Genomic DNA, 25,718 nt, shown 5'->3' with positions numbered 1-25,718 from the left:
GCCTGGAACGCGACCTTATGGCCGTTTTGCCACCAGGGTCAGGATGTCGTAACTGGCCACCACTTCATCCCGCTGGTTGGTCACCTCCACATCCCAGGTCACCACGCCCTGTGCAAGGCCTTGGGGGCTGGCCTTGCCCTGGTCGGTCTTGCGCTTGCAGGTCAGGCGCGCGCGAAGGGTGTCGCCGATGCCCACCGGGTTGATGAACCGCAGGTTGTCCAGCCCATAATTGGCCAGCACCGGCCCTTCACCTGGCGAGACGAACAACCCGGCGGCGGCCGACAGCACGAAATAGCCATGGGCGATGCGCTGGCCAAACTGCGAGTTGCGGGCGGCGATGTCGTCGAAGTGCATATAGAAGTGGTCACCCGACAGGCAGCCGAAACTCACCAGGTCGGTTTCGGTCACCGTGCGGCGGTGGGTGAGCAGCGACTCGCCGATCTGCACGTCCTGGAAGTGACGGCGGAACGGGTGCACGTCGGTCTCGATCAGCGTCGCGCCGCGCACGTATTCACCCGTGATGGCCGTGAGCATGGTGGGCGAGCCCTGAACGGCCGCGCGTTGCAGGTAGTGCTTCACCGCGCGCAGCCCTCCGAGTTCTTCGCCGCCACCGGCGCGGCCCGGGCCGCCGTGCTTGAGTTGCGGCAGCGGTGAGCCGTGGCCGGTGGATTCCACTGCAGCGTGGCGGTCGAGTACCAGCAGCCGGCCATGCCAGGCGGCCGCGGCGGGAATGACCCGGGCGGCGATCTGCGGGCTGCGGGTGACCAGGCTGGCCACCAGGCTGCCCTTGCCGCGGGCAGCCAGGGCCACGGCTTCGTCCAGGTCGTCGTAGGCCATCAGGGTGCTCACCGGGCCGAAGGCCTCGATGTCGTGGGCACCACCTTCGGCGTGCGGGTCACGGGCATGCAACAGCGTCGGGGCGAAGAACGCGCCTTCGCCAACCCCTTCGCCGCGCGGGCTGAAGCCATCGGCGGCACTGAACAGCGTGTCGCAGCTCTGCTGCAGCAGGGCCAGCCGCTCGCCCACGTCGCGCTGTTGCGCATGGGACGCCAGTGCGCCCATGCGCACACCGTCCACCGACGGGTCGCCCACCACCACCTTGGCCAAGCGCTCGCGAATGCGCGTGGCCACCGCGTCCAGGTGCTGGCGAGGTACGATGGCGCGGCGGATGGCGGTGCATTTCTGCCCGGCCTTGGCGGTCATCTCCCGCACCACTTCCTTGACGTACAACTCGAACTCGTCGTCGGCCGGGGTCACGTCGGGGGCCAGGATGGCGCAGTTCAGCGAATCGGCTTCGGCGGTGAACGGCACCGAGTGGTGGATCAGGTTCGGGGTGACACGCAGTTTCGCCGCCGTGTCCGCGGAGCCCGTGAAGGTCACCAGGTCCTGGCCTTGCAAGCGGTCGAGCAGGTCACCGGTGCTGCCGATCACCAGCTGCAGGCTGCCGGCGGGCAACAGCCCGGACTGGTCCATCAACCGCACCACGGCCTCCGTCAGGTAGCTGGTGGCGGTGGCGGGTTTGACCACGCACGGCATGCCCGCCAGGAAGCACGGGGCGAATTTTTCCAGCATGCCCCAGATGGGGAAGTTAAAGGCATTGATGTGCACCGCCAGGCCACCCCGTGGCACCAGGATATGGCTGCCGGCGAACTGGCCACGTTTGCCCAGGGAGACCGCCGGGCCCTCATGCACGACGTTGCCGGAGGGCAGCTCGCGGCTGCCGATGCCGGCGTAGCTGAAGAGGGTGGCGTTGCCGCCCTCGATGTCCACCCAACTGTCGGCGCGGGTGGCGCCGCTGTGGTGGGACAAGGCGTAGAGCTGCTCCTTGCGCTCGGCCAGGTACAGGGCCAGGGCCTTGAGGCGTTGGGCGCGTTGTTGAAAGTCCAGCGCGTGGAGGCTCTGGTTGCCGACACGGCGGCCGTGGTCGATGGCCTCGGCGAAGTCCGGGGTTTCCTCGTGGGTACGGGCCAGGGGCTGGCCATTGAGGGCGCTGCGCAAGGTTTGCGCGCCCTGTTGGCCGACCCAGCGGCCGGCGATGAAGGATTGCAGGATGGGGGTCATGAAGCGCTCCGCGACTATCTTGGAATTGTTTTGGTCGGTGCAGGGACTGGCGTACCGGCGAGCTGTCCAGCCGCTCGCGGGCTAATCCGGTTCCCACGCCATTCGCACGGTTCTTGAGGTAACGGTCAGATCTGGTCGAAGTCGAGTACCACCTTCTGGCTGATTGGGAAGGTCTGGCAGGACAGCACATAGCCAGCGGCCACTTCGTAGTCTTCCAGGGCGTGGTTGGCGTCCATTTCCACTTCGCCTTCGATCACCCTGCATTTGCAGGTCGAGCACACCCCGGCCTTGCACGAGTAGGGCAGCTCGGCGCCAATGGCATTGCCGGCGTCGAGCACGCTGACAGTGTTGCGCGGCAGGTCGAAGGCCAGGGCGCGGCCGTCGCTGATCACGGTGATCTGGCTGACCGCCGCGTCCAGTTGCCGGGCAGCCTCGCGGGCTTCGCGCTTGCTGCCGTCGACCGCCGCGCCGAACAGCTCGAAGTGGATGCGACGGCTGTCCATGCCATGGGCCTTGAGCTGGTCGCGCACGGTCTCGGTCATGGCCTGGGGGCCGCAGATGAAGGCGGCGTCCAGGGTCTTGACCTCGACCCAGCGGCTGAACAGGCGCTGGCATTTGTCGGCGTCGATGCGGCCGTTGTACAGGTCCACGTCCTGCTGCTCGCGGCTGAACACGAACACCAGGTTCAGGCGTTGCAGGTAGCGGTTCTTGAGGTCTTCCAACTGTTCGCGAAACAGCGCGCCGGCGCTGGAGCGGTTGCCGTACAGCACGGTGACATGGCTATGGGGTTCGTGTTCCAGGGTGGTCTTGACGATCGACAGGATCGGCGTGATACCGCTGCCCGCGGCCACGGCCAGGTAGCGGCCGTGGCGCGCCGGGTCCAGCGGTACGCTGAACTCGCCGGCCGGTGGCATAACCTCCAGGCAGTGGCCAGGCTGCAATTGCTCATTGGCGTAGGCCGAGAAGCGCCCGCCGGCTACCTTCTTGATAGCCACCCGCAGCTCATCATCGTTGACCCCGGTGCAGATGGAGTACGAGCGGCGCACTTCCTCGCCGTCCAGGTGGGTGCGCATCACCAGGTGCTGGCCCTGGGTGTAGCGAAATGCCTCGCGCAGGTGGTCGGGCACGTCGAAGACGATGGACACGGCGTCGCGGGTCTCAGCACGTACCTGCTTGATGGTCAGGCTGTGAAACTGGCTCATGGTTGATCTCCGTTGGCCATCAGATGCACTTGAAATAGTCGAACGGCTCGCGGCAATCGCAGCAGCGGTACAACGCCTTGCAGGCGGTGGAGCCGAATTGGCTGAGCAGCTCGGTGTGGGCGCTGCCGCACTGCGGGCACAGCACCTGGGGCGCCTCGCCCAGCAGCGTGCGCTTGCTGGTGCTGCCGTCGGGCGGGGCGATGCCGTACGCGCGCAATTGCGCGCGGCCCCGCTCGGTGATCCAGTCGGTGGTCCAGGCCGGGGTCAGCCGACGCTGCAGGCGCGGTGCGTGGAAACCGGCTTGCACCAGGGCGTCGCGGATGTCGCTCTCGATCACCTCGGTGGCCGGGCAGCCGGAGTAGGTGGGGGTGACCACCACCTCCAGGTGCCCCGCCTGCCAGGCCAGGCCGCGGACGATGCCCAGGTCGACCACGCTGACCGCCGGCACCTCCGGGTCCATAACCTGGCCCAGCACGTGCCAGGCTTGCGCCAGGTCATCGGGCTGGGCCGGCCGCGCGCCGCGGTCGCTGGCGATCAGCTCACCAGACCGCATCGGGGTAGGCTCGCGGCAGGTACTGCATTTCGGCCAGCAGCAGGCCCAGGTGTTCGCTGTGCAGCCCGTCGCGCCCATTGAGGTAGAAGGCGCTGGCGGGCTCGGGCAGTGGCAGGGTGGCGCGGGTGAACACCTCGGCCACCTTGGCGTGCCACGCCGCCGCCAGCGTCGCCGGGTCACCGATCAGGCCGGCCGCGGCCAGGCGTTGCTCACCGGCGTCGGCATTCACCAGCTCTACCGTGAAACGCCACACCTTGGGCAGGGCGGCGAGCATGCGCGCATGGCTTTCGTCAGTGCCATCGCCCAGGCGCTCCACCCACTCGCTGGAGCGGCGCAGGTGGTAGGTCACCTCCTTGAGGCCTTTGGCCGCGATGCCGGCGATGCGCTCGTCACGGGAGCCGCTCAGGCCCTGCAGCACCTGAAAATGCCAGGCGTCGTAGAAGAACTGCTTGAGCATGGTGACCGCATAGTCGCCATTGGGCTGTTCCACCAGCAACAGGTTGCGCAGCTCCCGCTCGGTACGCAGGAAGGCCAGGGCATCGGCATCGCGGCCGTCGTCCAGGCGTTCGGCGGCGTAGTCCAGCCAGTTGCGCGCCTGGCCGAACAGGTCCAGGCCGACGTTGGCCAGCGCCAGTTCCTCTTCCAGGGCGGGCGCGTGGCCCACCCACTGGCTCAGGCGCTGGCCCTGGATCAGCGCGGTGTCACCCAGGTGCAGCAGATAGCGGGTCAGATCGTCTTCAATGCTCATGGTCGGCCTCACATGTGCCCGACTTCGGGGGGCAGCTCGTAGAAGCTGGCATGGCGGTAGACCTTGTCATCGGAGGGGTCGAACAGCGGGTCCTTGTCGTCGGGCGACGAGGCGACGATCAGCGCCGAGGGCACCACCCACAGGCTCACGCCTTCGCTGCGCCGGGTGTACAGCTCTCGGGCGTTCTCGATGGCCATGACGGCGTCGGCGGCGTGCACGCTGCCCACGTGTTTGTGATTGAGGCCGTGCTTGCTGCGCACGAAGACTTCGAACAGGGTCCAGTCGGACATGGGGTTTCTCCAGCTCAGGCAGCGTGCTTATTGTGTTGTTTACGGGCGTGGGCTACCGCGGCCTCACGCACCCAGGCGCCGTCGTCGATGGCCTGCTTGCGGGTGGCCACGCGCTCGGCGTTGCAGGGGCCGTTGCCCTTGAGCACTTCGTAGAATTCGTCCCACTGGATGGCGCCGAAGTCGTAGTGGCCGGTTTCGGCGTTCCACTTCAGGTCCGGGTCGGGGCAGGTGCAGCCCAGCAGCTCCAGTTGGGGGATGGTCTGGTCGATGAAGCGCTGGCGCAGCTCGTCGTTGCTCTGGCGCTTGATCTTCCAGGCCATGGACTGGGCGCTGTTGGGGGAATGTTCATCGCTGGGCCCGAACATCATCAGCGACGGCCACCACAGGCGGTTGATGGCGTCCTGCACCATGTCCTTCTGGGCCTGGGTGCCGTGGCGCATCATGGTCAGCAGTATTTCGTAGCCCTGGCGCTGGTGAAAACTTTCCTCCTTGCAGATGCGCACCATGGCCCGGGCGTAGGGCCCGTAGGAGGTGCGCTGCAAGACCACCTGGTTGACGATGGCGGCGCCATCCACCAGCCAGCCCACCGCGCCCATGTCGGCCCAGCTCAGGGTGGGGTAATTGAAGATGCTCGAATACTTCGCCTTGCCGGCGTGCATCTTGGCGATTTCCGTATCGCGATCGGCGCCTAGCGTCTCCATGGCGCTGTACAGGTACAGGCCGTGGCCGGCTTCGTCCTGGATCTTGGCCATCAGTTGCAGCTTGCGCTTGAGCGTGGGGGCGCGGGTCAGCCAGTTGCCCTCGGGCAGCATGCCGACGATTTCCGAGTGGGCGTGCTGGGAAATCTGCCGGATCAGGGTTTGACGGTAGGCATCGGGCATCCAGTTCTTGGCTTCGATCTTGATCTCGGCGTCAATCTTTTCCTGGAAGGCGCGTTCCTGGTCGCTCATTTCGTCCAGGGTCTTGAGGCGCTTGACGCCGGTTTCCACTAGCTGTGCGTACATGAAGGGTCTCCAGCCATGCAAGGGGATGGCTATTGTTATAAGTGATACAGAATTAAATATCAAACACAAAAAATAGGTATCAGATATGTTTCTGTATCACGTTCTTCAGGCGCGCTTGTCGAAGACGTGCGCCGCCTTGCCTTCCGAGCGTTTGAGGGTCTGGGCCGGCTGCAGCACCACCCGGGTGCTGATCCCGATATGGGTCTTGATCTGTCGGCTCAGCTCGCTGCACACCGCCTGTTGCTCGGCACTGCCCAGGAGCAGATGCTCGGGGCGCAGTTCGACGTGGATGTCCACCGAGTCGAGGTTGCCATGGCGATACAGGTGCATCTCATAGCACTCGCACAGCTGTTTGGTTTTGAGCACCTGTTCTTCCACCTGGGTGGGGAACACGTTGACGCCGCGGATGATCAGCATGTCGTCGCTGCGCCCGGTGATCTTGTCCATGCGCCGCATGGGCCGGCCACTGCCGGGCAGCAGCCGGGTCAGGTCGCGCGTGCGGTAGCGGATCATCGGCAGGGCCTCCTTGCTCAGCGAGGTCAGCACCAGTTCGCCGAACGCGCCGTCAGGCAGCACCTGGCCGGTGACCGGGTCAATGATTTCCGGGTAGAAATGATCTTCCCAGAGGGTCGGGTGGCCACGGCTGTCGGCGCACTCCATGGCCACGCCGGGGCCCATGATCTCCGACAGGCCGTAAATATCCTGGGCCTGGATGCCCAGGCGCCGCTCAATGGCGCCACGCAGCTCATCGGTCCACGGCTCGGCGCCGAAGATACCCAGGCGCAGGGCCAGGCTGGACGGATCAATGCCCTGGCGTTCCAGCTCGTCAGCGATATTGAGCATGTACGACGGGGTGACCATGATGATGTCGGGGTCGAAGTCGCGGATCAGTTGCACCTGTTTCTCGGTCTGCCCACCTGACATGGGGATCACCGTGCAACCCAGGCGCTCGGCGCCGTAGTGGGCGCCCAAGCCGCCCGTGAACAGCCCGTAGCCGTAGGAAATGTGCACCTTGTCGCCCTTGTGACCACCCGCCGCGCGGATCGAGCGGGCCACGATATTGGCCCAGGTGTCGATGTCGTTCTGGGTGTAGCCCACCACGGTGGGCTTGCCGGTGGTGCCGCTGGACGCGTGCAGGCGCACCACGTCCTGCAGGGGCACCGCGAACATGCCGTAGGGGTAGTTGTCGCGCAGGTCGTTTTTGCCGGTGAAGGGGAAGGCCGCCAGGTCATCCAGCGTTTTCAGGTCGTCAGGGTGCAGGCCCAGGGCATCGAAGCGCTGGCGGTACAGCGGCACGTTCTGGTAGGCGTGGCCAAGGCTCCAGCGCAGGCGTTGCAACTGGTGCTCGCGGAGGCGGTCGACACTGGCGGTTTCGAAAGGGTCCAGCAAGGCATCGGGGTTGAGGTGCATGTTCATGGCTTCACTCGAATTGTTTTTGTGTGAGTGTCCGGCCGCCTCGCGGGTGGTCCGGGGGCTGGGTAACAGGCTACAGCCGTTCAGAGGTCAAAGCGTCATTTATCAATGGTCTCCCGGGCGAGCACGGTGCCGCGCACCTGATAGGACTTGCCCCGGAACAGGGCGACCGGCTGGCCGTGCTGGTTGTCGATGCGCACGTCATAGGTGCCGGTGCGTTTGCCCCGGTGCAACTCCTGGGCGTGGGCCACCAGTTGGTCGCCCAGTTGCCCGGGCACCAGGTATTCGATGCTACAGCCTTGGGCCACGGTGGCCGCGTCATGGCTGTTGCAGGCTAGGGCAAAGGCGGTATCGGCCAGGGCAAAGAGGAAGCCGCCGTGGCAGGTCCCGTGGCCTTGAAGCATGTCATCGCGCACGCGCATGCTCACCTGGGCGCTGCCGGGCGTGGCGCTGATCAGGGTGATGCCCAGCGCACGGCTGGCGGCGTCCCGTTGCAGCAGGGCTTCGGCGCAGCGCCGGGCCACATCGTATGGGTTCGGGTCAGTCATGCAGGCGGCTCCCCTCGGCCAGGTGGCGACGCAGCAGCAGGGAAGGGCGGTAGCGCTCCTCGCCGTAGGCGGCTTGCAGGTTTTCCAGCACCGTGACCACGGTGCCCAGGCCCAGCGTATCGGCCCAGGCCAACGGGCCCCTGGGGTAGTTGACCCCGGCGCGCAGGGCCAGGTCGATGTCGGCCACCGAGGCCACGCCTTGCAGGGCCGCGTCGGCGCCTTCGTTGGCGAGCATGGCCACGGTGCGCAGCACGCACAGGCCGGGGCTGTCGCCCAAGGCGCTGACAGTGAGGCCGGCGCGGTTGAGCAGGGCCACCGCCTGCGCCACCGCCGTGGGCGCGGTGTTGTTCGCCCAACTGATGCCCACCCGGGTGGCCGTGGCGAAGTCCAGGGCCAGGTCCAGCAGCACCAGGTTCTGCACGCCTTGGTCATGGGCGCGCTGGCTGGCCATGCGCCCGTCGGATAGCGCCAGCACCGCGTCGCCGCACCGTAGCACGCCGTTGCCTGGGCGCCGCGTCACTGCCACGCCCTGGTCTTGCAGGCGCGTCAACAGGCCGTCGAACAACGCTGGCAGGCCTTCGGCAACACAATGGGTGACCACGGCATCGCTGCCCAGCGCCTGTACACGGGGGCGCTGCGCCCCTTCGCGGTAATCGTAGAAACCCTGGCCGCTCTTGCGCCCCAGGCGCCCGGCGTCCACCAGTTCTTTCTGGATCAGCGAGGGTTGGAAACGCATGTCCTGGTAGTAGGCATCGAACACCGAGCAGGTCACTGCATAGTTGACGTCGTGACCAATCAGGTCGGTGAGCTCGAAGGCGCCCATGGCGAAGCCGCCGGCCTCTCGCAGCAAAGCATCGAGTGTGGCGCAGTCAGCCGCGCCTTCCTGCAGCAGGCGCAGGCTTTCGGCGTAGAACGGCCGTGCCACGCGGTTGACGATGAAACCGGGGGTGGAGCGGGTGTGTACCGGCTGTTTGCCCCAGGCGCGGGCGCTGTCGTACAAGCTGGCGACCACGTCGGGCGCGGTGGCCAGCCCGCTCACCACTTCCACCAGGGGCATCACCGGGGCCGGGTTGAAGAAATGCAGGCCGGCGAAGCGTTCGGGGTGCTTGAGTTCGGCGGCCAGGGTGGTGATGGACAGCGATGAGGTATTGCTGACCAACAGGCAATCGGCGCGGCACAGGGCTTCCAGTTCCCCGAATACCTGGCGCTTGACCGCCAGTTGTTCAACGATGGCTTCGATCACCAGGTGGGCATCGGCCAGGGCGGCGAGGGTGTCGCAGGCCTGCAGATTGGCCAGGCACGCCTGGCGGGCGCTGTCGGCCAGTTTGCCGGTGGCCACGCGACGGCCCAGGCGCTGGTCGATGTCGCCGATGGCCTGGGCAGCCGCGCCGGGGCGGTTGTCGTAGAGCAACACCGGGTGGCCGGCCTGGGCGGCGACCTGGGCGATACCGGCGCCCATGGCGCCAGCACCGATCACCGCTACCTGAGCGGTCAGAGGCAGGGCGGCCATGGTTCAGTTCCCCTTGAAGACAGCGGGGCGTTTTTCCATGAACGCGGCCACGCCTTCGCGGTAATCGTGGCTGCGCCCGGCCAGGCGTTGCAGGTCGCGTTCCAGGTCCAGTTGCTGGTCCAGCGTGTTGTCGAAGCTGGCATTGAGGCTGCGCTTGATCAGCGCCAGGCCGTAGGTGGGCTGGCTGGCCAGGTGGCGTGCCAGGCTCAGGGCCTCGTCGCGCAGGGCGGCATCATCGACGCAGCGGTAGATCAACCCCCATTGTTCGGCCTGCTCAGCGCTCAGGCGGTTGCCCAGCATGGCCAGTGCCTTGGCGCGGGCCACGCCTACCAGGCGCGGCAGGCTCCAGGTACCGCCGGAGTCGGGCAGCAGGCCAATCTTGCAGAACGCCTGGATGAAACTGGCCGAACGCGCCGCCAGCACCAGGTCGCAGGCCAGGGGAATATTGGCCCCGGCGCCGGCCGCCACGCCGTTGACCGCGCAAATCACCGGCATCGGCAGCTCGCGCAGGCTGCGAATCAGCGGGTTGTAGAACTGCTCCAGCGACTGGCCCAGGTCCGGGGCCTCGGCGCCAGGGGCCACGCTCCGGTCGGCCAGGTCCTGACCGGCACAGAAACCCCGGCCTTCACCCGTCAGCAGCAGCACCCGCACGCTGGCGTCCTGGCGCACGCGCTTGAGGGCTTCGCGCACTTCAGCGTGCATCTGGCCGTTGAAGCTGTTCAGTTGCTCGGGGCGGTTGAGGCTCAGCAGGGCCACGCCGTTGTCGATAGAGAACACGATGGTTGCGAATGTCATGGGGGTGTTGCCCTCGGGAGTGAACAGGGAAGGGGTTATTCGCCGCGATAGCGCGGCCGACGTTTTTCCTGGAAGGCGCGAATACCTTCGTTGCGGTCGTGGGTGCCGGCCAGCAGGGTGAAGGCATGGCGCTCCAGGCGCAGGCCGCTGGCCAGGTCGGTGTCCTGGGCCTTGAGCAAGGCTTCCTTCGCCAGGCGCACCGCCAGTGGCGCCTGGCCGGCGATGCGCCGAGCGATGGCGAGTGCGCGCTCCACCGTCAGCTCCGGTTCGGTGACTTCGCTCACCAGGCCGGCAGCCAGGGCCTGGCGAGCGCCGATAGGCTCCCCGGTCAGCACCATCTGCATGGCCAGGGACTTGCCCACCGCCCGCAGCAAACGTTGGGTGCCCCCGGCGCCGGGCATGATCCCCAGGTTGATTTCCGGCTGGCCGAACTGGGCGTCACGGCCGGCAATGAGGATGTCCGCGTGCATGGCCAGTTCGCAGCCACCGCCCAGGGCGTAGCCGTTGACGGCGGCGATCAGTGGTTTGCTGAACGCCGTGATGCGTTGCCAGAACGCCACCCGTGGGTCGTTGAGGATCCCCACCAGGTCACGCTCGGCCATTTCCTTGAGGTCGGCGCCGGCGGCGAAGGCCTTGCGATTGCCGGTCAGCACCACGGCGTGGGTGGTGGGGTCCTGTTCGGCGTTGGCCAATTCGTCCGCCAGTTCGCCGAGCAACGCGCTGGTCAAGGCGTTGAGCGCCTCCGGACGATTGAGGGTGACCAGACGGACCGATTCCAGCTGTTCGACGGTAAGCAGCGCAGGCATGGCGTGGCCTCGGGGTGTGCCCGGCGATGGGGGCTGGGCTGGTTATTGGGAAGGCTGGGGTGGCCTGTGAACTCAGTATAGCCATAATGCGATACAGAAAAACAATACAAAAAAGCAAAACGGTGTCTTAATAGTGGGGCGCTCGCGATCGTGCCATTGGCAGACAGCCGAAGCCATTTGGCACGCTGGCGAAAAACATTCCTGGGACGTTTCATCAAGCTGGGGCCGTGCCCCTTTGGAAGGAATCATCATGAGCAGTCAAATCGTTCGCCCGCTGGACAGCGTCAGTGCATTTCTCAAGCGCCAGCACGGCCTCTACATTGATGGCGGCTGGGTGGCGGCCCGTGGTCAGGGCACGCTCCCGGTGTTCAACCCGGCCACCGGCGAGCAGATCGCGACCACCGCCGATGCCGATGAAGCCGACGTCGACCAGGCGGTGCAGTCCGCCCACCAGGCGTTCATTTCAGGTGTCTGGTCGCGCCGCCTGCCGGCCGAGCGCGAGCGGATCCTGCTGCGCTATGCCGACCTGCTGGAGCAGCACACCGAGGAGCTGGCGCAGCTGGAAACCCTGGAGCAGGGCAAGTCCATCGCCATTGCCCGCGCTTTCGAAGTGGGCAGCACCCTGAACTGGATGCGCTACACCGCGGGCCTCGCCACCAAGGTATCGGGGCGCACCCTGGACCTGTCGATTCCCATGCCGGAGGGCGCGCGCTACACCGCCTTCACCCGCAAAGAGCCCGTGGGTGTGGTGGCGGGTATCGTGCCGTGGAACTTCCCGCTGATGATTGGTATGTGGAAGGTCATGCCCGCCTTGGCTGCGGGTTGTTCCATCGTGATCAAACCGTCGGAAATCACCCCGTTGACCCTGCTGCGCATGGCTGAGCTGGCGACCGAGGCGGGCGTGCCACCCGGCGTGTTCAACGTTGTCACCGGCAGTGGCGGGGTGTGCGGTCGGGTGCTGACCAGCCATCCGCTGGTGAGCAAAATCAGCTTTACCGGCTCCACGGCCACCGGTAAGGGTATCGCCAGAAGCGCGGTGGACAGCCTGAAACGTATCACGCTGGAATTGGGCGGCAAGAACCCGGCCATCGTCCTCAAGGACGCTGATATCCAGCAAGTGGTGGAAGGCCTGATGATGGGCAGCTTCCTCAATCAGGGCCAGGTATGCGCCGCCAGTTCGCGCCTCTATGTGGAGGCGCCAATCTTCGACCAGGTGGCCGCGGCGTTCGAAGGCGCGGTCAAGGGGCTGACGGTGGGCCCGGGCCTGGACCCCAGCTTCCAGATCAATCCGCTGGCTTCCCAGGCTCACCAGGCCAAGGTACTGGGCTACCTGGAAGACGCCCGTCGTCAGGATGCGGAGCTGATCCGCGGTGCCCAGGGCCCGAACGGCAATGGCTTCTATGTGTCGCCGACCCTGGTGCTCAACCCTGACAACCACCTCACACTCACTCGCGAGGAAGTGTTCGGCCCGGTCCTGTGTCTTAGCCGCGTCGATGACGTGGAGCAGGCCCTCGCGCTGGCCAACGATTCGGATTACGGGCTGACGGCGAGCCTGTGGACCCGCGACCTCAATGCCGCGATGAACCTGACCCCGCGTATCGAGGCCGGGACCGTGTGGGTCAACAGCCACACCCTGATCGACGCCAACATGCCGTTTGGCGGCTTCAAGCAATCGGGCACCGGCCGCGACTTCGGTGCCGACTGGCTGGACGCCTACACCGAAACCAAGTCGGTGTGCATCCGCCACTGATCCTGCCCCACCGCTTGCTGCGCCGCACCCCCTGCGGGCTGGGCGCGGCAAGCCATCCGCCTGAGACACAACAACATGACTGCGAAAGCAAAAGTCAGTCGATACCTGCCGGCCTTGGCCCTGCTGGCGAGCTTCGCCCAGGCTGACACCGGCCAGGCAATCATCGACGCCGACCAGCATCCGGAAAACTGGTTGAGCCACGGCCGCACCTATTCGGAACAGCGCTTCAGCCCGCTGGACCAGATCAACACCCACACTGCCAAGGACCTGAAGATCGCCTGGTATCACGACCTGGACACCAACCGCGGCCAGGAAGGCACGCCGCTGGTGGTGGACGGGGTGATGTACGCCACCACCAACTGGAGCAAGGTCGAGGCGTTCGATGCGGCCACCGGCAAGCTGCTGTGGCAGTACGACCCCAAGGTGCCAGGAGACGTGGCCGTGCGGGGCTGCTGCGACACGGTCAACCGCGGCGCGGCCTACTGGAACGGCAAGATCATTTTCGCCACCTTCGACGCCCGCCTGATTGCCCTGGACGCCAAGACCGGCACACTGGCCTGGAGCGTCGACACCCTCCCGCGCGATGCTCACCTCGGCAATGTGAAAAGCTACACCATTGATGCCGCGCCACGGGTGGCCAAGGGCGTGGTGGTGATCGGCAATGGTGGCGCCGAGATGGGCGCCCGTGGGTTTGTCTCCGGCTTCGATGCCGACACCGGCGCGTTCAAGTGGCGCTTTTATACGGTACCTGCCCCTGATAACACGCCCGACCATGCCGTTTCCGACCGGCCCTTGAGTGAACTGGCCTATAAGACCTGGGGGCCCAATGGCACCTGGCGCCAGTCCGGCGGGGGCGGCACGGTCTGGGACTCCATGACCTACGACCCGGTCACCGACCTGCTGTACATCGGCGTCGGCAATGGTTCGCCGTGGAACTACAAGCTGCGCTCCGAAGGGGTAGGCGACAACCTGTTCCTGGGCAGCATCGTCGCCGTGCGCCCGGAAACCGGCGAGTACGTGTGGCACTTCCAGGAAACGCCCCAGGACCAATGGGACTTCACCTCCACCCAGCACATCATCACCGCCGACATCCCGGTGGCGGGCAAACCGCGTCACGTGATTCTGCACGCGCCCAAGAACGGCTTCTTCTATGTGATTGATGCCGCCACCGGCGAGTTTCTGTCGGGCAAACCCTATGTCCCGGTGAACTGGGCCACGGGCCTGGACCCCAAAAGCGGCCGCCCGCACACCGTGCCCGACGCCCTCTACTCGCTGACCGGCAAGCCCTGGCTCGGCCTGCCCGGTGATCTGGGCGGGCACAACTGGCAGCCCATGGCCTACAGCCCGCAGACAGGCCTGGTGTACATCCCGGCCCAGCAGATTCCCTTCGGCTATGTGGCCAGCGACAACCCCCAACTGCATTCGGTCGGCCTGAACCTGGGCCTGGACATGGCCAGGATCGGCCTGCCCGACGACCCCAAGGTCAAGACCGAGGCGGCCAAGGCATTGCAGGGCTGGTTGCTGGCCTGGGACCCGGTGGCGCAGAAGGAGGTGTTCCGCGTCGACCACAAGGGGCCGTGGAACGGTGGTGTGCTGGCCACGGGCGGCGGGCTGGTGTTCCAGGGCCTGGCCACCGGTGACTTCCATGCCTATGACGCACGCACCGGCCAGGACCTGTTTCGTGCCTCGTTGCAGAGCGCGGTCATGGCACCACCCATCAGCTACGCGGTGAACGGCAAGCAGTACATCGCGGTGGAGGTGGGCTGGGGTGGCATCTACCCGCTGCTGATGGGCGGTATCGCCCGTACCGCCGGCTGGACGGTGAACAAGTCGCGGATCGTGGTGTTCGCCCTGGACGGTGACAAGACCTTGCCGCCGCTCAACGACAAAGGCTTTCTGCCGGTCAAGCCACCGGCCAGCTTCGACAGCGCCCAGGCCGAGCGGGGCTACGGGGATTACATGACCTTTTGCGCCGCCTGCCACGGCGACAACGGCGAGTCGGGTGGCGTGCTGCCGGACTTGCGCTGGTCCGGTGCCATAACCGCTCGCGATGCGTTTTACCGTGTGGTGGGCCAGGGGGCGCTGACCGCCTATGGCATGGACCGTTTCGACGGTGCCATGCACGCCGAGCAGATCGAGGCCGTGCGCCAGTTCCTGCTCAAGCGCGCCAATGCCACCTACGCGCGCGAAGTGCAGGCCCGGCAGAACGCCGACGGCACCCCGGACAACATCGGCCCGGTGTTCAAATGACAGGGGGAGCCATGAAAGCATCGATGCTGTGGATCGCCATTACCCTCGCTCCGACCGTGTGGGCGGGGCAGGCACCCGCGGTCAGCCGTGGTCATTACCTGGCCAGGCTGGGCGATTGCGCGGCGTGCCATACGGCGGTGCAGGGTTCGCTGTTCGCGGGGGGCCTTGCCATTGAATCGCCGCTGGGGCGGCTGTACTCCACCAACATCACTCCGGACCGGGAAACCGGGATCGGTGGTTATTCCCTGGACGATTTCCGCCGCGCCGTCACCGAGGGCGTGCGCCAGGATGGCACCAGTCTTTACCCGGCCATGCCGTACCCGTCCTATGCGCGCATGAGCGAGGCGGACATCGCCGCGCTGTACGATTATTTCATGCATGAAGTGCCCGCCGTGGCCGTGCCCAACCGGCCCGTGGACATGCCCTGGCCGCTGTCGCTGCGCTGGCCGTTGCGAATCTGGCGGGCGATGTACGCGCCAGCGCCGACGCCCTTCGACGCCAACCGTTACGCTGACGCCCAGGTGGCCCGCGGCGCGTATATCGTGCAAGGGCCCGGGCATTGCGGCTCGTGCCATACCGAGCGGGGCCTGGCCCTGCAGGAAAAGGCCATGGACGAGCATGACGGCGCGGCGTATTTGGCCGGGGGCTCGATCATTGACGGCTGGTCCACCCCCAACCTGCGCGGCAACGCGCGGGGCGGGCTGGGTGACTGGAGCGAGGATGACCTGGTGCGCTTCCTCAAGACCGGCCGCACCGAGCACACCGCGGCGTTCGGCGGCATGGTCGATGTGATCGCCTGGAGCACCCAGTATCTGGATGACGATGACCTGCGGGCAGTGGCCAGGTACCTCAAGAGCCTGCCTGCCGACGGCCCGCAACCGGCACGTGAGGCCCCGGTGGGTGTACTGGCGGCAAGCCCTGGCGAGCAGGGCTACCTGGCTCATTGCGCACTGTGCCATGGCGCCGACGGCCAGGGCGTGGCGCGGATGTTCCCGGCGTTGGCGGGCAATAACCTGGTGATCGATGATGCGCCGCAGTCGCTGCTCAAGATCATCCTCGACGGCGCGAGCCTGCCGCCCAGCCACTGGGCGCCGTCGACGGTGCACATGCCGGGGTATGCCAGCGTGCTGTCGGATCCGCAAATAGCGGCTATCAGCAACTACGTGCGCCAGGCCTGGGGCAATGACGCCAGTCCGCTGGTCACGGCCCAGGCGGTAGCCCAGTCACGTTCGCCGCGGTTGGAAGAACTGGGCAAGGACCGCCCCGACATCGGCTGGCAAACCGTGCGGCCGCAGCCTTATGGCAGCCAATGGTCGTTTTCCATCCAGCCCCATGGGGCCGATAGGGAGTAGCGGCCAGGGCCCGTGGGACCGGGCCAACCACGGCCTGCGGTTGGGCGTCAGCCCTCGGTGATAGCGCTTGCGATATTCAAGTGCAGCGCTCGGGCGCTGATCGAAGTCAATCCGTTTGACGGGTGACATGCCAGTTCCGCAGAACAGATGGCGAGCGACATCAACTTAAGCGATACATAAAAAATAATTAATGATAGATTTATTGTAATGCAATAATCGCCGAGGACGCCCATGCCCTGTTACAGCCTTGACGGCCTGACACCTGTCGTCGACCCCAGCGCCTACGTACACCCGACGGCCGTGCTGATCGGTGATGTGATCGTCGGCGCGCACTGTTACGTTGGCCCCCTGGCCAGCCTGCGCGGTGATTTCGGCCGCATCATTCTGGAGGAGGGTGCCAACGTGCAGGATACCTGCGTGATGCATGGCTTCCCGGACAGCGACACCGTGGTGGAGCGCAATGGCCACATCGGCCACGGCGCCGTGCTGCACGGCTGCCGCATCGGCGCCGACGCGCTAGTGGGCATGAACGCGGTGGTCATGGACAATGCCCGCATCGGCGCGCGCAGCCTGGTGGGGGCCACGGCCTTCGTCAAGGCCGGCTTCAGTTGCGCACCGCAGTCGCTGGTCACCGGCAATCCGGCCAGTGCGAAGCGCGTGCTGGATGACCAGGAAGTGGCCTGGAAGCAAGCCGGTACCCGCGAATACCAGGCGTTGGCCCGGCGTTGCCTGCACGGCCTGCAGGAATGTGCACCACTGGCGGCCGCCGAGCCCGACCGGCCACGCCTGCACGTGAGCGACCATCAGCCCAAACGCAGCACCCTGTGACACTGGCGGTGGCTTGTGAAGGGCCGCAGTCGGTATATTTCTTCTTTTCGTCTAGCTCGGGCTGCCCATGTCGTCGCTTACCCCCCTCAATCATCTGATCGCGCGCTTCGCGCAGCAGGTGCCGATTCGCGCCAGCTCGCTGATCGTCACCCTCTATGGCGATGCCATCGAACCCCATGGTGGCACGGTCTGGCTGGGTAGCCTGATTCGCCTGCTGGAGCCGATGGGCATCAACGAGCGGTTGATTCGTACGTCGATTTTTCGCCTGACCAAGGAAAACTGGCTGACCGCGGAAAAAGTCGGGCGGCGCAGTTACTACAGCCTGACCGGCACCGGCCGCCGCCGTTTCGACAAGGCCTTCAAGCGCGTCTACAGCGCCACGCAGCCCGCCTGGGACGGTGCCTGGTGCCTGGTGCTGCTGACCCAGCTTGCGGCGCCGCTGCGCAAGGCCGTGCGCGAGGAACTGGAATGGCAGGGGTTTGGTGCGGTGGCGCCGACCGTGCTGGCCAGCCCGCGCATTGAACGGGGTGACCTCAATACCACCTTGGCAGACCTGGGCGCGCTGGACGACACCATTGTCTTCGAGACCACGGCCCAGGATGTGCTGGCCTCCCGGGCGTTACGCCTGCAGGTCAAGGAGAGCTGGAACATCGAGGAGCTCGCCGCCCACTATAGCGAATTCATCCAGTTGTTTCGGCCGTTGTGGCAGGCCTTGCGCGAGCGGGAAAGCCTGGACCCGGAAGAAAGCTTCCTGGCCCGCACCCTGCTGATTCATGAATACCGCAAGTTGCTGCTGCGTGACCCGCAGTTACCGGACGAACTGCTGCCGGGCGATTGGGAAGGCCGCGCCGCACGGCAGCTGGCGCGCAACATCTACCGGCTGGTGTGCGCCCCGGCCGAAGCCTGGTTGAACACCGTGATGGAAACCGCCGACGGGCCATTGCCGGAAGCGGGGGAAAGCTTCTACCGCCGCTTCGGCGGGCTGCGCTGACAACCACGTAGCAGCGGACCTGGCCGCGTCCAAGGCACACGCGGTATACCTGACACTAAGCGGCACCTGTGACGCGGCCAGGTCCGCTGCTACGGTTGTGAGGTTCATTTCGCTGTGTTGAGGTTCAAGGTCGGGGTTTCATCGAAGAAGTTCCACGGCTTGAGCAGCATGTGCACCCATTCGGTCGGCATGATCGGCCATTCCTCGGCGCGGGCCACGTGGGTGGTGCCGGTGGTCAGCCACACCACGTCGTCGGTGTTGTCGATGGACTGGTTGTCCTGGGTGTACTGGCCTAGCCCGGTATCCCGGTCGGAGCGGTTCGGGTATTTGCCTTCCGGGTAGCGCTCGTCGGGGTTGTAGCGGGTCACCCAGATCTGCTTGTCCATGAAACTCAGGCGGTGGTACAGCCACTCATCCTTGGCGAAGTTGGCGCCCTTGGCCACCGGGTGGGTGCCGCCGGCATAAGGAATCAACTGGTACGACACCGGGTTGCCCATGCGGTTTTCCTTGTTGGGGTTGCTCAACAGGCGCACGGTGGCCGGGTCGAATTTCTGCGCGGCACCCTGCTCGGTGGTGACCCTCTGCTGCTGGATCTGCATGGTGCTGGTGCGCGGGCCGCCGCGGTCATTGCCGGCCACCACCGGGTTCACCTCCACCAGGGTGTTGTGCTCGCCGTCGATGTCCATGTCCAGGCGGAAGTTATAGATGTGCTGGTGGGTGGTGCCGACGATGTTGTTGTCGATCAGCGTGCCGTATTTCGTGTCCTCCTTGGCCGTGGCGTCGTGCATGGTCTGGCTCTTCACGCCCTTGACGGCCTCGATGCCGGTGGCGCCTGCGTCGATGCCGATGGTGCCGTTCTGCTGGAACACCCAGTCGAAGATATAGTCGTAATTGCCCACGGTGCTGATCCAGCGGATCACCAGTTCGCGGCGTTCGGTGCTGAGGTTCGGCTGGCCCATTTCCTGGTGCTTGTACTCAGGCCCCGCGTAGCGCTCGAAGATGGCCATGGCGTGGGGGATGGTCGTCGGCTTGCCCGTGTAGTCGGCGATGGTGGCGTCCAGCAGTACCGCGTTCTGCGGCGCGTCCTTGCCGCGCTGGATCGGCGAAGTGAGGGTGCCCATGCCATAGTCGCCGGAGTCCAGGTAAGCCTTGAAGTACCAGCCCACGTCCGGGTCACCGTAGGGCACGATCATGCCGCCCAGGCTGCCTTCGTACATGATCTTGCGCCGGGTGCCCTTGTCATCGTAGGTGACGGTGGAGAGGATCGGCCCCACCCGCGAATCCAGGCGCAGGTGCAGGTCCCAGTTCTGCCAGTGGATGCTGTTGCCGCTGATGGTGTAGTTCTTGCCCTCGGGCTCGATGATCTCCAGCGGCTTGACCGTGGTGGCCTTGCGACCGCGACCGTCGTAGGGGGTGGGCTTCATCGGCACTGGAATGACCCCGGCGTCTTCGATCTTGATGACCTTTTTCTGTTCCAGGTCTACCACGGCCACCAGGTTTTCGATGGGGTGGGCCCAATAATTGCCATCGCCCACGTCCAGGTAGCTGACCACCTTGAGCAGGCGCTTGTCCTGGGCCAGGCCGTCCTTGCCATCGAAATAGCCGACGGTCAGCGGCGTGGTCACCACTTTCTTCACATCATTGATGCCACGGGTTTTCAGGGCCTGGGCGTACTCACCGCTGCTTTCGATGATCGACTGCACGGCGCTGAAATCATCCAGCAGCACCATGCCGTGGGCGCCGACGATGGGCTTCCAGGACAGCACCTGGCGGGTCTTGAGGTCGACAGTGCTCTCGATCACGTGCTTGCCGTCCAGCACCACGACGTTGGCTTCGCGCGGCTCGCTGACCGGGTTGCCGCTGTAGACGAACCGCCACACCTGGTCCTTGGCCGGTTCGTGCAGGGAAATCTCGGTGAAACGGAAATTGCCCTGGTAGTGGGGGGACGCCTTGATGGCGTCCACGGCGGCCTTGATTTCGTCGGCGTTCAAGGGGTTCAGCGGGTGAGGGCGAGTCTCCACCTCGAATGTCTTGTCCAGGCCCGACTGGAACACGTCGTTGATGAAGTCGTGAGACATGTACGCGGTGTTGCCCTTGAACACCACCGGTACCTGGAGTTCGATGCGCTTGCCGTTGAGCATGGCCACCCGGGTGTTGGGCTTGACCTTGATATAGGCGCCGTCCTTGGCGATCACGAAGACGTTGGCGTAGTCATCCCACTTGACGCTGGCGCCGAAGCTTTCCAGGGTCGATTGCAGCGGTACCATCTCGGCCGCGCCGCCGTGGGCGCTGGCCTGGGGCAGCCAGCAGGGGAGGCTCAGGGAGATAGCCAGGGCCAGCCTGGCCATCGGGACATGGGTGAGTCGGGTGAGCGCATTGAACATGAAGGTTTCCTCGACGGAGCACTGGCGGCTCCTTCCTGCAGTCGGTGGGCGTCGCGGGTCCGGTCCCGCACGGTTCGACTCTAGGGCAGGTGCATGAGGGGCAAGTAGCACAAATCGGCAATGCGGCAACCGCATGGCCCGTGGTAACGTCGGGCGGGCCTGCAAGACAATAATAAGGAGTACGGCATGACGGATCACCACTCGCCTCCACCACCCCGTGGCGCCCGGCCCTTTCTGGGCGCCGGAATCTTCCTGGGCACGCTCCAGGTGCTCTGCGGCATCTGCGAGCGCCACCACTGGGGCCTGGCCGTGGTCGGCGCGCTGCTGGCCACGGGGGTGTGGGCCTGCCATGAGTGGCAGCAGCACCGCCGCCAGCTACCGAGGGGATGGTTGGCCTGAGGGGGGCGCCGAGCCCTTGCTCGCGAAGCGCCGCGCGGGCGGCGCACGGTCTCAAGGGCGCAGGAGAAACCCAAGCCATGCACCTAGAGGCCATGATGCGGTTTCATGACAGGTTTTTAGGGACCCGCTGGAGATCTCATCATGGCCACCAAGCGCTAGTCGATGGTGTTGTAGCGCCCTTGAGACCGCGCGCCGCCCGCGCGGCGCTTCCCGGGCAAGCCCGGTCCCACATCTGTTTCGGGCCAGTTATGTCTGTGGGATTGCCTGGTCCGTCTTGTTTTTCCGGCTTGAGACCACATCATGGCCTCTGGGTGCATGGCTTGGGTTTCTCCTGCGCCCTTGAGATCGTGCGCCGCCCGCGCGGCGCTTCCCGGGCAAGGGCTCGGCGCCCCCCCGGTCCCACATCTGTTTCGGGCCAGTTATGTCTGTGCCATTGCCTCGACCGCCTTGTTGGTTTGGCTTGGGATTGCCTGGACCGCCTTGTCCTGCATCACCCCTGCGGTGGCGCCGGCCAGCCGCCTCCCAGCGCGCCATACAGGTTCACCTCCGCCACCCACTGCGCCAACTGGTCGGTGATCAGGCTCTCCTGGGCGGTGAACAGTGACCGTTGGGCGTCGAGGAATACCAGGTTGCTGTCCAGCCCGCTGCGATAACGATGCTGGGCCAGACGGTAGTAGCGCTCGTTGGCGGCGACCAGGTCGCGCTGGGCCTGCAGCTGGCGCTGGTAGGTGGCACGGGCGGCGAGGCCGTCGGCGACTTCCCGGAAAGCACCCTGGATGGCCTTCTCGTAATTGGCCACTTGCACGTTTTCCTGCAAGCGTGCGTAGTCCAGGCTGGCGCGCAGGCTGCCAGCGGTGAAGATCGGCACGCTCAACTGCGGCTCGAACACCCAGGAACCCGAACCGCCGCGGAACAACCCCGACAACTCGCTGCTGGACGTACCTGCGGTGGCAGTGAGGGTGATGCTGGGAAAGAACGCCGCCCGGGCCGCACCGATGGCTGCGTTGGCAGCCTGCAACTGGTATTCGGCCTGGCGGATGTCGGGGCGCCGTTGCAGCAGGTCCGAGGGCAGCCCGGCCGGCAGGCTGGCCAGCGGTGGCTGGTTCAGCGCCAGGCCCGGCAGGAGCTCGGCCAAGGGCGCGCCCACCAGCGCGGTCAGCTGGTTGAGGTCTTCGGCTACCTGGCGGCGATACCGGGACTGGGCGGCGCGGGTGCTGTACACCGGCGTGCGCGCCTGCACCTGGTCCAGCGCCGACACCGTGCCGGTCTGGCGCTGGCGGGTGGTCAGGCGCAGGCTTTGTTCGTCGGCGGCCAGGGTCTGGCCGGCCAGGTCGAGCAGCGCCTGGTCGGCCCGCCAGGTAAGGTAGGCACTGGCCACGCTGGTGATCAGGCTCAACTCTACGCTGCGCCGCGCCTCCTCACTGCCCAGGTAGGTCAGCAGTGCCTGGTCGCGCAGGCTGCGCACGCGGCCGAACAGGTCCACCTCGTAGGCGCTGACGCCCAGGCTCACCGAATCGGTGTCGGTAATGGCCGCCGCATCGGTGCCGGTCAGGCTGGCGGGCAGGCGTTCGCGGTCGCGCTGGGCACTGGCGTCCACCTGGGGCAGCAACGCCGCGCGCTGAATGCGGTATTGCGCACGGTAACTTTGTACCGTCAGCGCCGCCACGCGCAGGTCGCGGTTGTTGGCCAGCGCCTGGTCGATCAATTGCCTCAGGGCGGGGTCATGGAACACCCGGCGCCAGTCATCGCCAGGTGTGAGGCGCGTCTGGGCTGCGGTGGCGCCTGGGTACTGGTCCGGCGTGGGCAGGGCGGGGCGCTGGTAGTCGGGAATCAGCGAACAACCGGCCAGCAGCAGGGCTGGCCAGGCGAGGAAGTATCTGGGCATTGGGCGGTCTCGTACGGAAGAGGAGCGTCAGGCGCTGGCCATCCAGCGTGCCAGGCCGTGCCGGCCGCTGACCCCCAGTTTGGCGGTGGCACGCTTGAGGTAGGTTTCCACCGAGCTGTGCTTGACGTTCAAACGTTGGGCCATCTGCTCCATGGTGATACCGGTCAGCAACCCCAGGCACACCTCCTGTTCGCGCGCCGACAGGCTCACGGCGTCCTGCGCCAGGCGCCCGCTGAATGCCTGTTGCAGGCCGTTGCCCTCGGGCTCGACATAGGCGGAGCCTGCGGCACTGGTCAATTGCGCGTGCTGCTCCACCAGCGGCAGCAAGGTATCGGAAAGGCTCTTGAGCAATGACAATTCGGCCAATGAGAATGCCCGCAGGCTGGCCTGGCGATGAAAGCCGGTGACCCAGCGCCGCTCACCCTGGCAAGACACCACGTTGCACTGGTGAGCGCTGCGTTGCGGGTGTGGCCGCCCGGGGACGGTGCGCAGTTGAACCAACAGCGGGGCGTCCATGGTCATCACGCTTTGCAGCAGGGGGTGGGGGATATGGTCCGGGGTGGTGATACAGGGTTGCGGGCCGGTCGTGCCCAGGCACCTGATCTGGTCAACGCGGCGCTGTGAACTGTTGAGCAGCCATTCGCCCAAGTCCAGCCCATGAATGGGTACGCGATAGTCGACGAACGCCAGCATGCGCTCGGCGAAGGCGCTGTCACCGGCGCTGGACACCAGCTCACCCAGGTGCAAGTACAGTTGATGGTCGTGTGCGCCATTGAGGCTGTGTGTCAGTTTCATTGTGCATCTTCCTTGATTCTGACGAGATAAAAAGCGGCCCACGGGCAGTCTGCGCCCGCCAACTGATGATAACCGCTATTCAACCTAGAGTTTCACCTTGCGTCTGTACTGGAAAACCGGGACACCAATACAAATGGCCATCATCCTTTGGAACGATGCGCCTGTGCTGTAACGGCCGGGTTACATAGGGTAATGCCGCCGGTCGGGGCACCCTGCATGCCACAGGATGGGGCAGCTGTCCGGGATTTCGGGGACATACAAGGTTCAGAGGGCGATGGTTGAATCCGCAGCCAATCTGCCAAGAAGGACCTTGCGCCATGACTGCTGCCGCCGTCTTCCCCCTGACCGCCGCCCAGCGCGATGTCTGGCTCGACCAGATCAGCCACGGCCAATCGCCGCTGTATAATATCGGTGGCTATGTGGAGCTCACCGGCCCCTTGGCCCCGGCCTTGCTGCAACAGGCCTTGCACCAGCTGGTGGCCAGCCATGACGGCTTGCGCACCCTTCTGGTGCCCGGCGCCGGTGACGATGGCCTGCCGCTGCAGACCTTCGCGGCCGAGCTGGAGGTGCCATTGCCGGTCCATGACCTGCGCGGCCATCCGGCGCCCACCGACGCTGCCCTGGCCCTGGTCCGGCAGCAGATGCAGCAACCCTATGTGCTCGAAGGCCAGCCGTTGTGGCGTTTCGCCCTGATCTGCCTGGGCCCGGACCATCACTGGCTGGCCACCCAGGCCCACCACCTGATTCTCGATGGCTGGGGCTTCGGGCAGATGCTCAAGGCGCTGGGCGAGCACTACACGGCCTTGACCCAGGACACGGCCGCGCCAGGCCCGGCGCCGTCCTACGCCGAGTTCATTGCCGATGACCGCCGCTACCATGGCTCAGCCCGCCATGCCCGCGACCACGCCTATTGGCTGGACAAATACCGGGATTTGCCCGAGCCCCTGCTGGCGCCGCGGCACCATCACCGCCGCGCCACTGACCCCGCCCCCTCGCACAGTTGCGTGCAGGCTTTTCCTGCGGCCTTGCACGTGCGCATGCAGCAGTTTGCCGAGCGCTGCGGTGCGTCGGCGTTCCATGTGCTGTTGGCAGCCCTGCACGTGTACTTCACCCGTACCGCCCAACGCCACGAATGGGTGGTCGGCCTGCCCTTGCTCAACCGCGGCGGCGCGCGCTTCAAGACCACCCTGGGGCATTTCGCCCAGGTCAGCGCGGTGCGGCTGGGCTTCGCCGACGACCTGAGTTTCGAGCAACTGATCGGCGCGGTACGCGATACCCTCAAGCGTGATTTCCGTCACCAGCGCCTCGCGCTCAATGAACTCAACCAGACCCTCGGCCTGGGCGGCGAAGCACGTGGGCAATTGTTCGACGTGTCGGTGTCCTATGAACAGGATGACCACGACTACCGCTACGGGGCTGCCCTGGCCCACACGGTCAAGGTCTCCAATGGCCACGAAACCATCCCGCTGGCCATCCACCTGCGCAGCAACCGTTACAACGACAAGGCCTGGCTGCACCTGGTGCACCATCGGGCCTGGTTCGACAGCGCTGAAGCCCAGGCCCTGGCCGAACGCCTGGTGCATATCCTGGAGCAGGGCCTGGAGCGCCCGAGCGCGCGGGGGGCGGACTTCCAGTTGCTGACCGCCAACGAGCAGCAGGCGCTGGCGCACTGGAACGCCAGCGGCGTGGCGTTCGCCGATGCGCCGGTGATCCACCGGCGCATCGAGGCCCAGGCCGCGGCGCACCCCGACGCCGTGGCCGCATGGCACCACGGTGCAAGCCTGTCCTACGGCGAATTGAACCGACGTGCCAACGGCCTGGCGCAGCACTTGATTGCCCTGGGCGTCGGGCCCGAAGACCGCATTGCCGTGGTGGCCCGTCGCGGCCTCGAGACATTGGTGGGCCTGCTCGCGGTGCTGAAGGCCGGCGCGGCCTATGTGCCCATCGACCCGGCGCAGCCCCACGAGCGCCTGGCGTACCTGCTGCAGGACAGTGGGCCGGTGGCGGTGCTGACCCAGGCAGCGCTGGCCGAGCGGCTGCCGCCTGTCACGGTGCCGCTGATCGAGCTGGACCATGGCCAATGGCGACAAGGCCTCGACACCAACCCCAAGGTGGCGGGCCTTGACCGCGACACCCTGGTGTACGTGATCTATA

At 65.9% G+C, this 25,718-nt stretch carries 21 protein-coding genes (1 of these 21 only partly in view); 7 read left to right on the top strand and 14 right to left on the bottom strand.

Going from position 1 to position 25,718, the window contains the following annotated elements; all coding sequences use genetic code 11:
* Positions 1-15 precede the first annotated feature (15 nt).
* The 11 genes from paaZ to paaF form a co-directional block, all read right to left on the bottom strand.
* Positions 16-2,061 (bottom strand): phenylacetic acid degradation bifunctional protein PaaZ, encoded by a 2,046-nt coding sequence (gene paaZ, locus HWQ56_RS15190; RefSeq protein WP_176571033.1) that lies wholly within the window; start codon positions 2,059-2,061, stop codon positions 16-18.
* Between the two features lie 125 nt (positions 2,062-2,186).
* The gene (gene paaE / locus HWQ56_RS15185) at positions 2,187-3,263 is read right to left on the bottom strand and encodes a 1,2-phenylacetyl-CoA epoxidase subunit PaaE (RefSeq protein ID WP_176571032.1); all 1,077 of its coding nucleotides are present in this window, start codon (positions 3,261-3,263) and stop codon (positions 2,187-2,189) included.
* Between the two features lie 19 nt (positions 3,264-3,282).
* Entirely contained in the window at positions 3,283-3,816 is a 534-nt protein-coding gene (gene paaD, locus HWQ56_RS15180) for a 1,2-phenylacetyl-CoA epoxidase subunit PaaD (RefSeq protein WP_176571031.1), read from the bottom strand.
* Positions 3,803-4,564 (bottom strand): 1,2-phenylacetyl-CoA epoxidase subunit PaaC, encoded by a 762-nt coding sequence (gene paaC, locus HWQ56_RS15175; protein ID WP_176571030.1) that lies wholly within the window; start codon positions 4,562-4,564, stop codon positions 3,803-3,805. Before paaC ends, paaD begins: the two co-directional genes overlap by 14 nt.
* Positions 4,565-4,572: 8 nt before the next feature.
* Positions 4,573-4,854 carry a 1,2-phenylacetyl-CoA epoxidase subunit PaaB gene (gene paaB, locus HWQ56_RS15170; protein WP_158153925.1) on the bottom strand — a complete coding sequence of 94 codons (282 nt, stop codon included), beginning with the start codon at positions 4,852-4,854 and terminating at the stop codon, positions 4,573-4,575.
* A gap of 14 nt (positions 4,855-4,868) precedes the next feature.
* The gene (gene paaA / locus HWQ56_RS15165; RefSeq protein ID WP_176571029.1) at positions 4,869-5,858 is read right to left on the bottom strand and encodes a 1,2-phenylacetyl-CoA epoxidase subunit PaaA; all 990 of its coding nucleotides are present in this window, start codon (positions 5,856-5,858) and stop codon (positions 4,869-4,871) included.
* Positions 5,859-5,963: 105 nt separating this feature from the next.
* Positions 5,964-7,274 (bottom strand): phenylacetate--CoA ligase PaaK, encoded by a 1,311-nt coding sequence (paaK, locus tag HWQ56_RS15160; protein WP_176571028.1) that lies wholly within the window; start codon positions 7,272-7,274, stop codon positions 5,964-5,966.
* Between the two features lie 95 nt (positions 7,275-7,369).
* The gene (paaI, locus tag HWQ56_RS15155; protein ID WP_176571027.1) at positions 7,370-7,819 is read right to left on the bottom strand and encodes a hydroxyphenylacetyl-CoA thioesterase PaaI; all 450 of its coding nucleotides are present in this window, start codon (positions 7,817-7,819) and stop codon (positions 7,370-7,372) included.
* Positions 7,812-9,329 (bottom strand): 3-hydroxyacyl-CoA dehydrogenase PaaH, encoded by a 1,518-nt coding sequence (paaH, locus tag HWQ56_RS15150; RefSeq protein ID WP_176571026.1) that lies wholly within the window; start codon positions 9,327-9,329, stop codon positions 7,812-7,814. Before paaH ends, paaI begins: the two co-directional genes overlap by 8 nt.
* 3 nt (positions 9,330-9,332) lie before the next feature.
* Positions 9,333-10,124: a 2-(1,2-epoxy-1,2-dihydrophenyl)acetyl-CoA isomerase PaaG gene (gene paaG, locus HWQ56_RS15145; protein ID WP_158153921.1), complete on the bottom strand. Its 792-nt coding sequence runs from the start codon at positions 10,122-10,124 to the stop codon at positions 9,333-9,335.
* Positions 10,125-10,159: 35 nt separating this feature from the next.
* Entirely contained in the window at positions 10,160-10,930 is a 771-nt protein-coding gene (gene paaF, locus HWQ56_RS15140) for a 2,3-dehydroadipyl-CoA hydratase PaaF (protein ID WP_158153920.1), read from the bottom strand.
* 250 nt (positions 10,931-11,180) lie between these two features.
* On the opposite strand from paaF, the gene HWQ56_RS15135 reads away from it, so the two are divergent.
* The 5 genes from HWQ56_RS15135 to paaX all read left to right on the top strand — a co-directional run bounded on the left by HWQ56_RS15135 (position 11,181) and on the right by paaX (position 18,101).
* Positions 11,181-12,680: an aldehyde dehydrogenase family protein gene (locus tag HWQ56_RS15135; RefSeq protein WP_158153919.1), complete on the top strand. Its 1,500-nt coding sequence runs from the start codon at positions 11,181-11,183 to the stop codon at positions 12,678-12,680.
* Positions 12,681-12,755: 75 nt separating this feature from the next.
* Positions 12,756-14,930 (top strand): PQQ-dependent dehydrogenase, methanol/ethanol family, encoded by a 2,175-nt coding sequence (locus HWQ56_RS15130; RefSeq protein ID WP_209008681.1) that lies wholly within the window; start codon positions 12,756-12,758, stop codon positions 14,928-14,930.
* 11 nt (positions 14,931-14,941) lie between these two features.
* Positions 14,942-16,282, top strand: coding sequence for a c-type cytochrome (locus tag HWQ56_RS15125; protein ID WP_209008680.1), 1,341 nt, complete (start codon positions 14,942-14,944; stop codon positions 16,280-16,282).
* Positions 16,283-16,513: 231 nt separating this feature from the next.
* A complete protein-coding gene (gene paaY / locus HWQ56_RS15120; RefSeq protein ID WP_158153917.1) occupies positions 16,514-17,110 on the top strand; it encodes a phenylacetic acid degradation protein PaaY in 597 nt (198 codons plus the stop codon).
* A gap of 67 nt (positions 17,111-17,177) precedes the next feature.
* Positions 17,178-18,101, top strand: coding sequence for a phenylacetic acid degradation operon negative regulatory protein PaaX (gene paaX, locus HWQ56_RS15115; RefSeq protein WP_158153916.1), 924 nt, complete (start codon positions 17,178-17,180; stop codon positions 18,099-18,101).
* Positions 18,102-18,205: 104 nt separating this feature from the next.
* Here the strand turns inward: paaX and tynA are convergent, their stop codons facing one another.
* Positions 18,206-20,485 (bottom strand): primary-amine oxidase, encoded by a 2,280-nt coding sequence (gene tynA, locus HWQ56_RS15110; RefSeq protein WP_176571024.1) that lies wholly within the window; start codon positions 20,483-20,485, stop codon positions 18,206-18,208.
* A gap of 186 nt (positions 20,486-20,671) precedes the next feature.
* Between tynA and HWQ56_RS15105 the strand changes: the two genes are divergently transcribed.
* Entirely contained in the window at positions 20,672-20,884 is a 213-nt protein-coding gene (locus HWQ56_RS15105; protein WP_158159202.1) for a hypothetical protein, read from the top strand.
* A 490-nt stretch (positions 20,885-21,374) separates the two neighbouring features.
* Here HWQ56_RS15105 and HWQ56_RS15100 read toward each other — a convergent pair whose 3' ends face one another.
* Both HWQ56_RS15100 and HWQ56_RS15095 read right to left on the bottom strand, forming a co-directional pair.
* Entirely contained in the window at positions 21,375-22,769 is a 1,395-nt protein-coding gene (locus HWQ56_RS15100; RefSeq protein WP_176571023.1) for an efflux transporter outer membrane subunit, read from the bottom strand.
* A gap of 27 nt (positions 22,770-22,796) precedes the next feature.
* Complete coding sequence (locus tag HWQ56_RS15095; RefSeq protein ID WP_176571022.1) at positions 22,797-23,564, bottom strand: helix-turn-helix transcriptional regulator; 768 nt, start codon at positions 23,562-23,564, stop codon at positions 22,797-22,799.
* Between the two features lie 317 nt (positions 23,565-23,881).
* Here HWQ56_RS15095 and HWQ56_RS15090 point away from each other — a divergent pair, with 317 nt between their 5' ends.
* A protein-coding gene (locus tag HWQ56_RS15090) for a non-ribosomal peptide synthetase (protein WP_176571021.1) crosses the window boundary here: on the top strand, positions 23,882-25,718 show its 5' portion. It continues 7,610 nt past the right edge of the window; the window shows 1,837 of its 9,447 coding nt (coding positions 1-1,837); the start codon lies at positions 23,882-23,884; its stop codon lies off the right edge, out of view.

This window comes from Pseudomonas eucalypticola, assembly GCF_013374995.1.
GTDB classification, from domain to species: Bacteria; Pseudomonadota; Gammaproteobacteria; order Pseudomonadales; family Pseudomonadaceae; genus Aquipseudomonas; species Aquipseudomonas eucalypticola.
The sequence above is the reverse complement of the archived record's forward strand: the minus strand, read 5'-3'. Positions and strand labels throughout refer to the sequence as shown.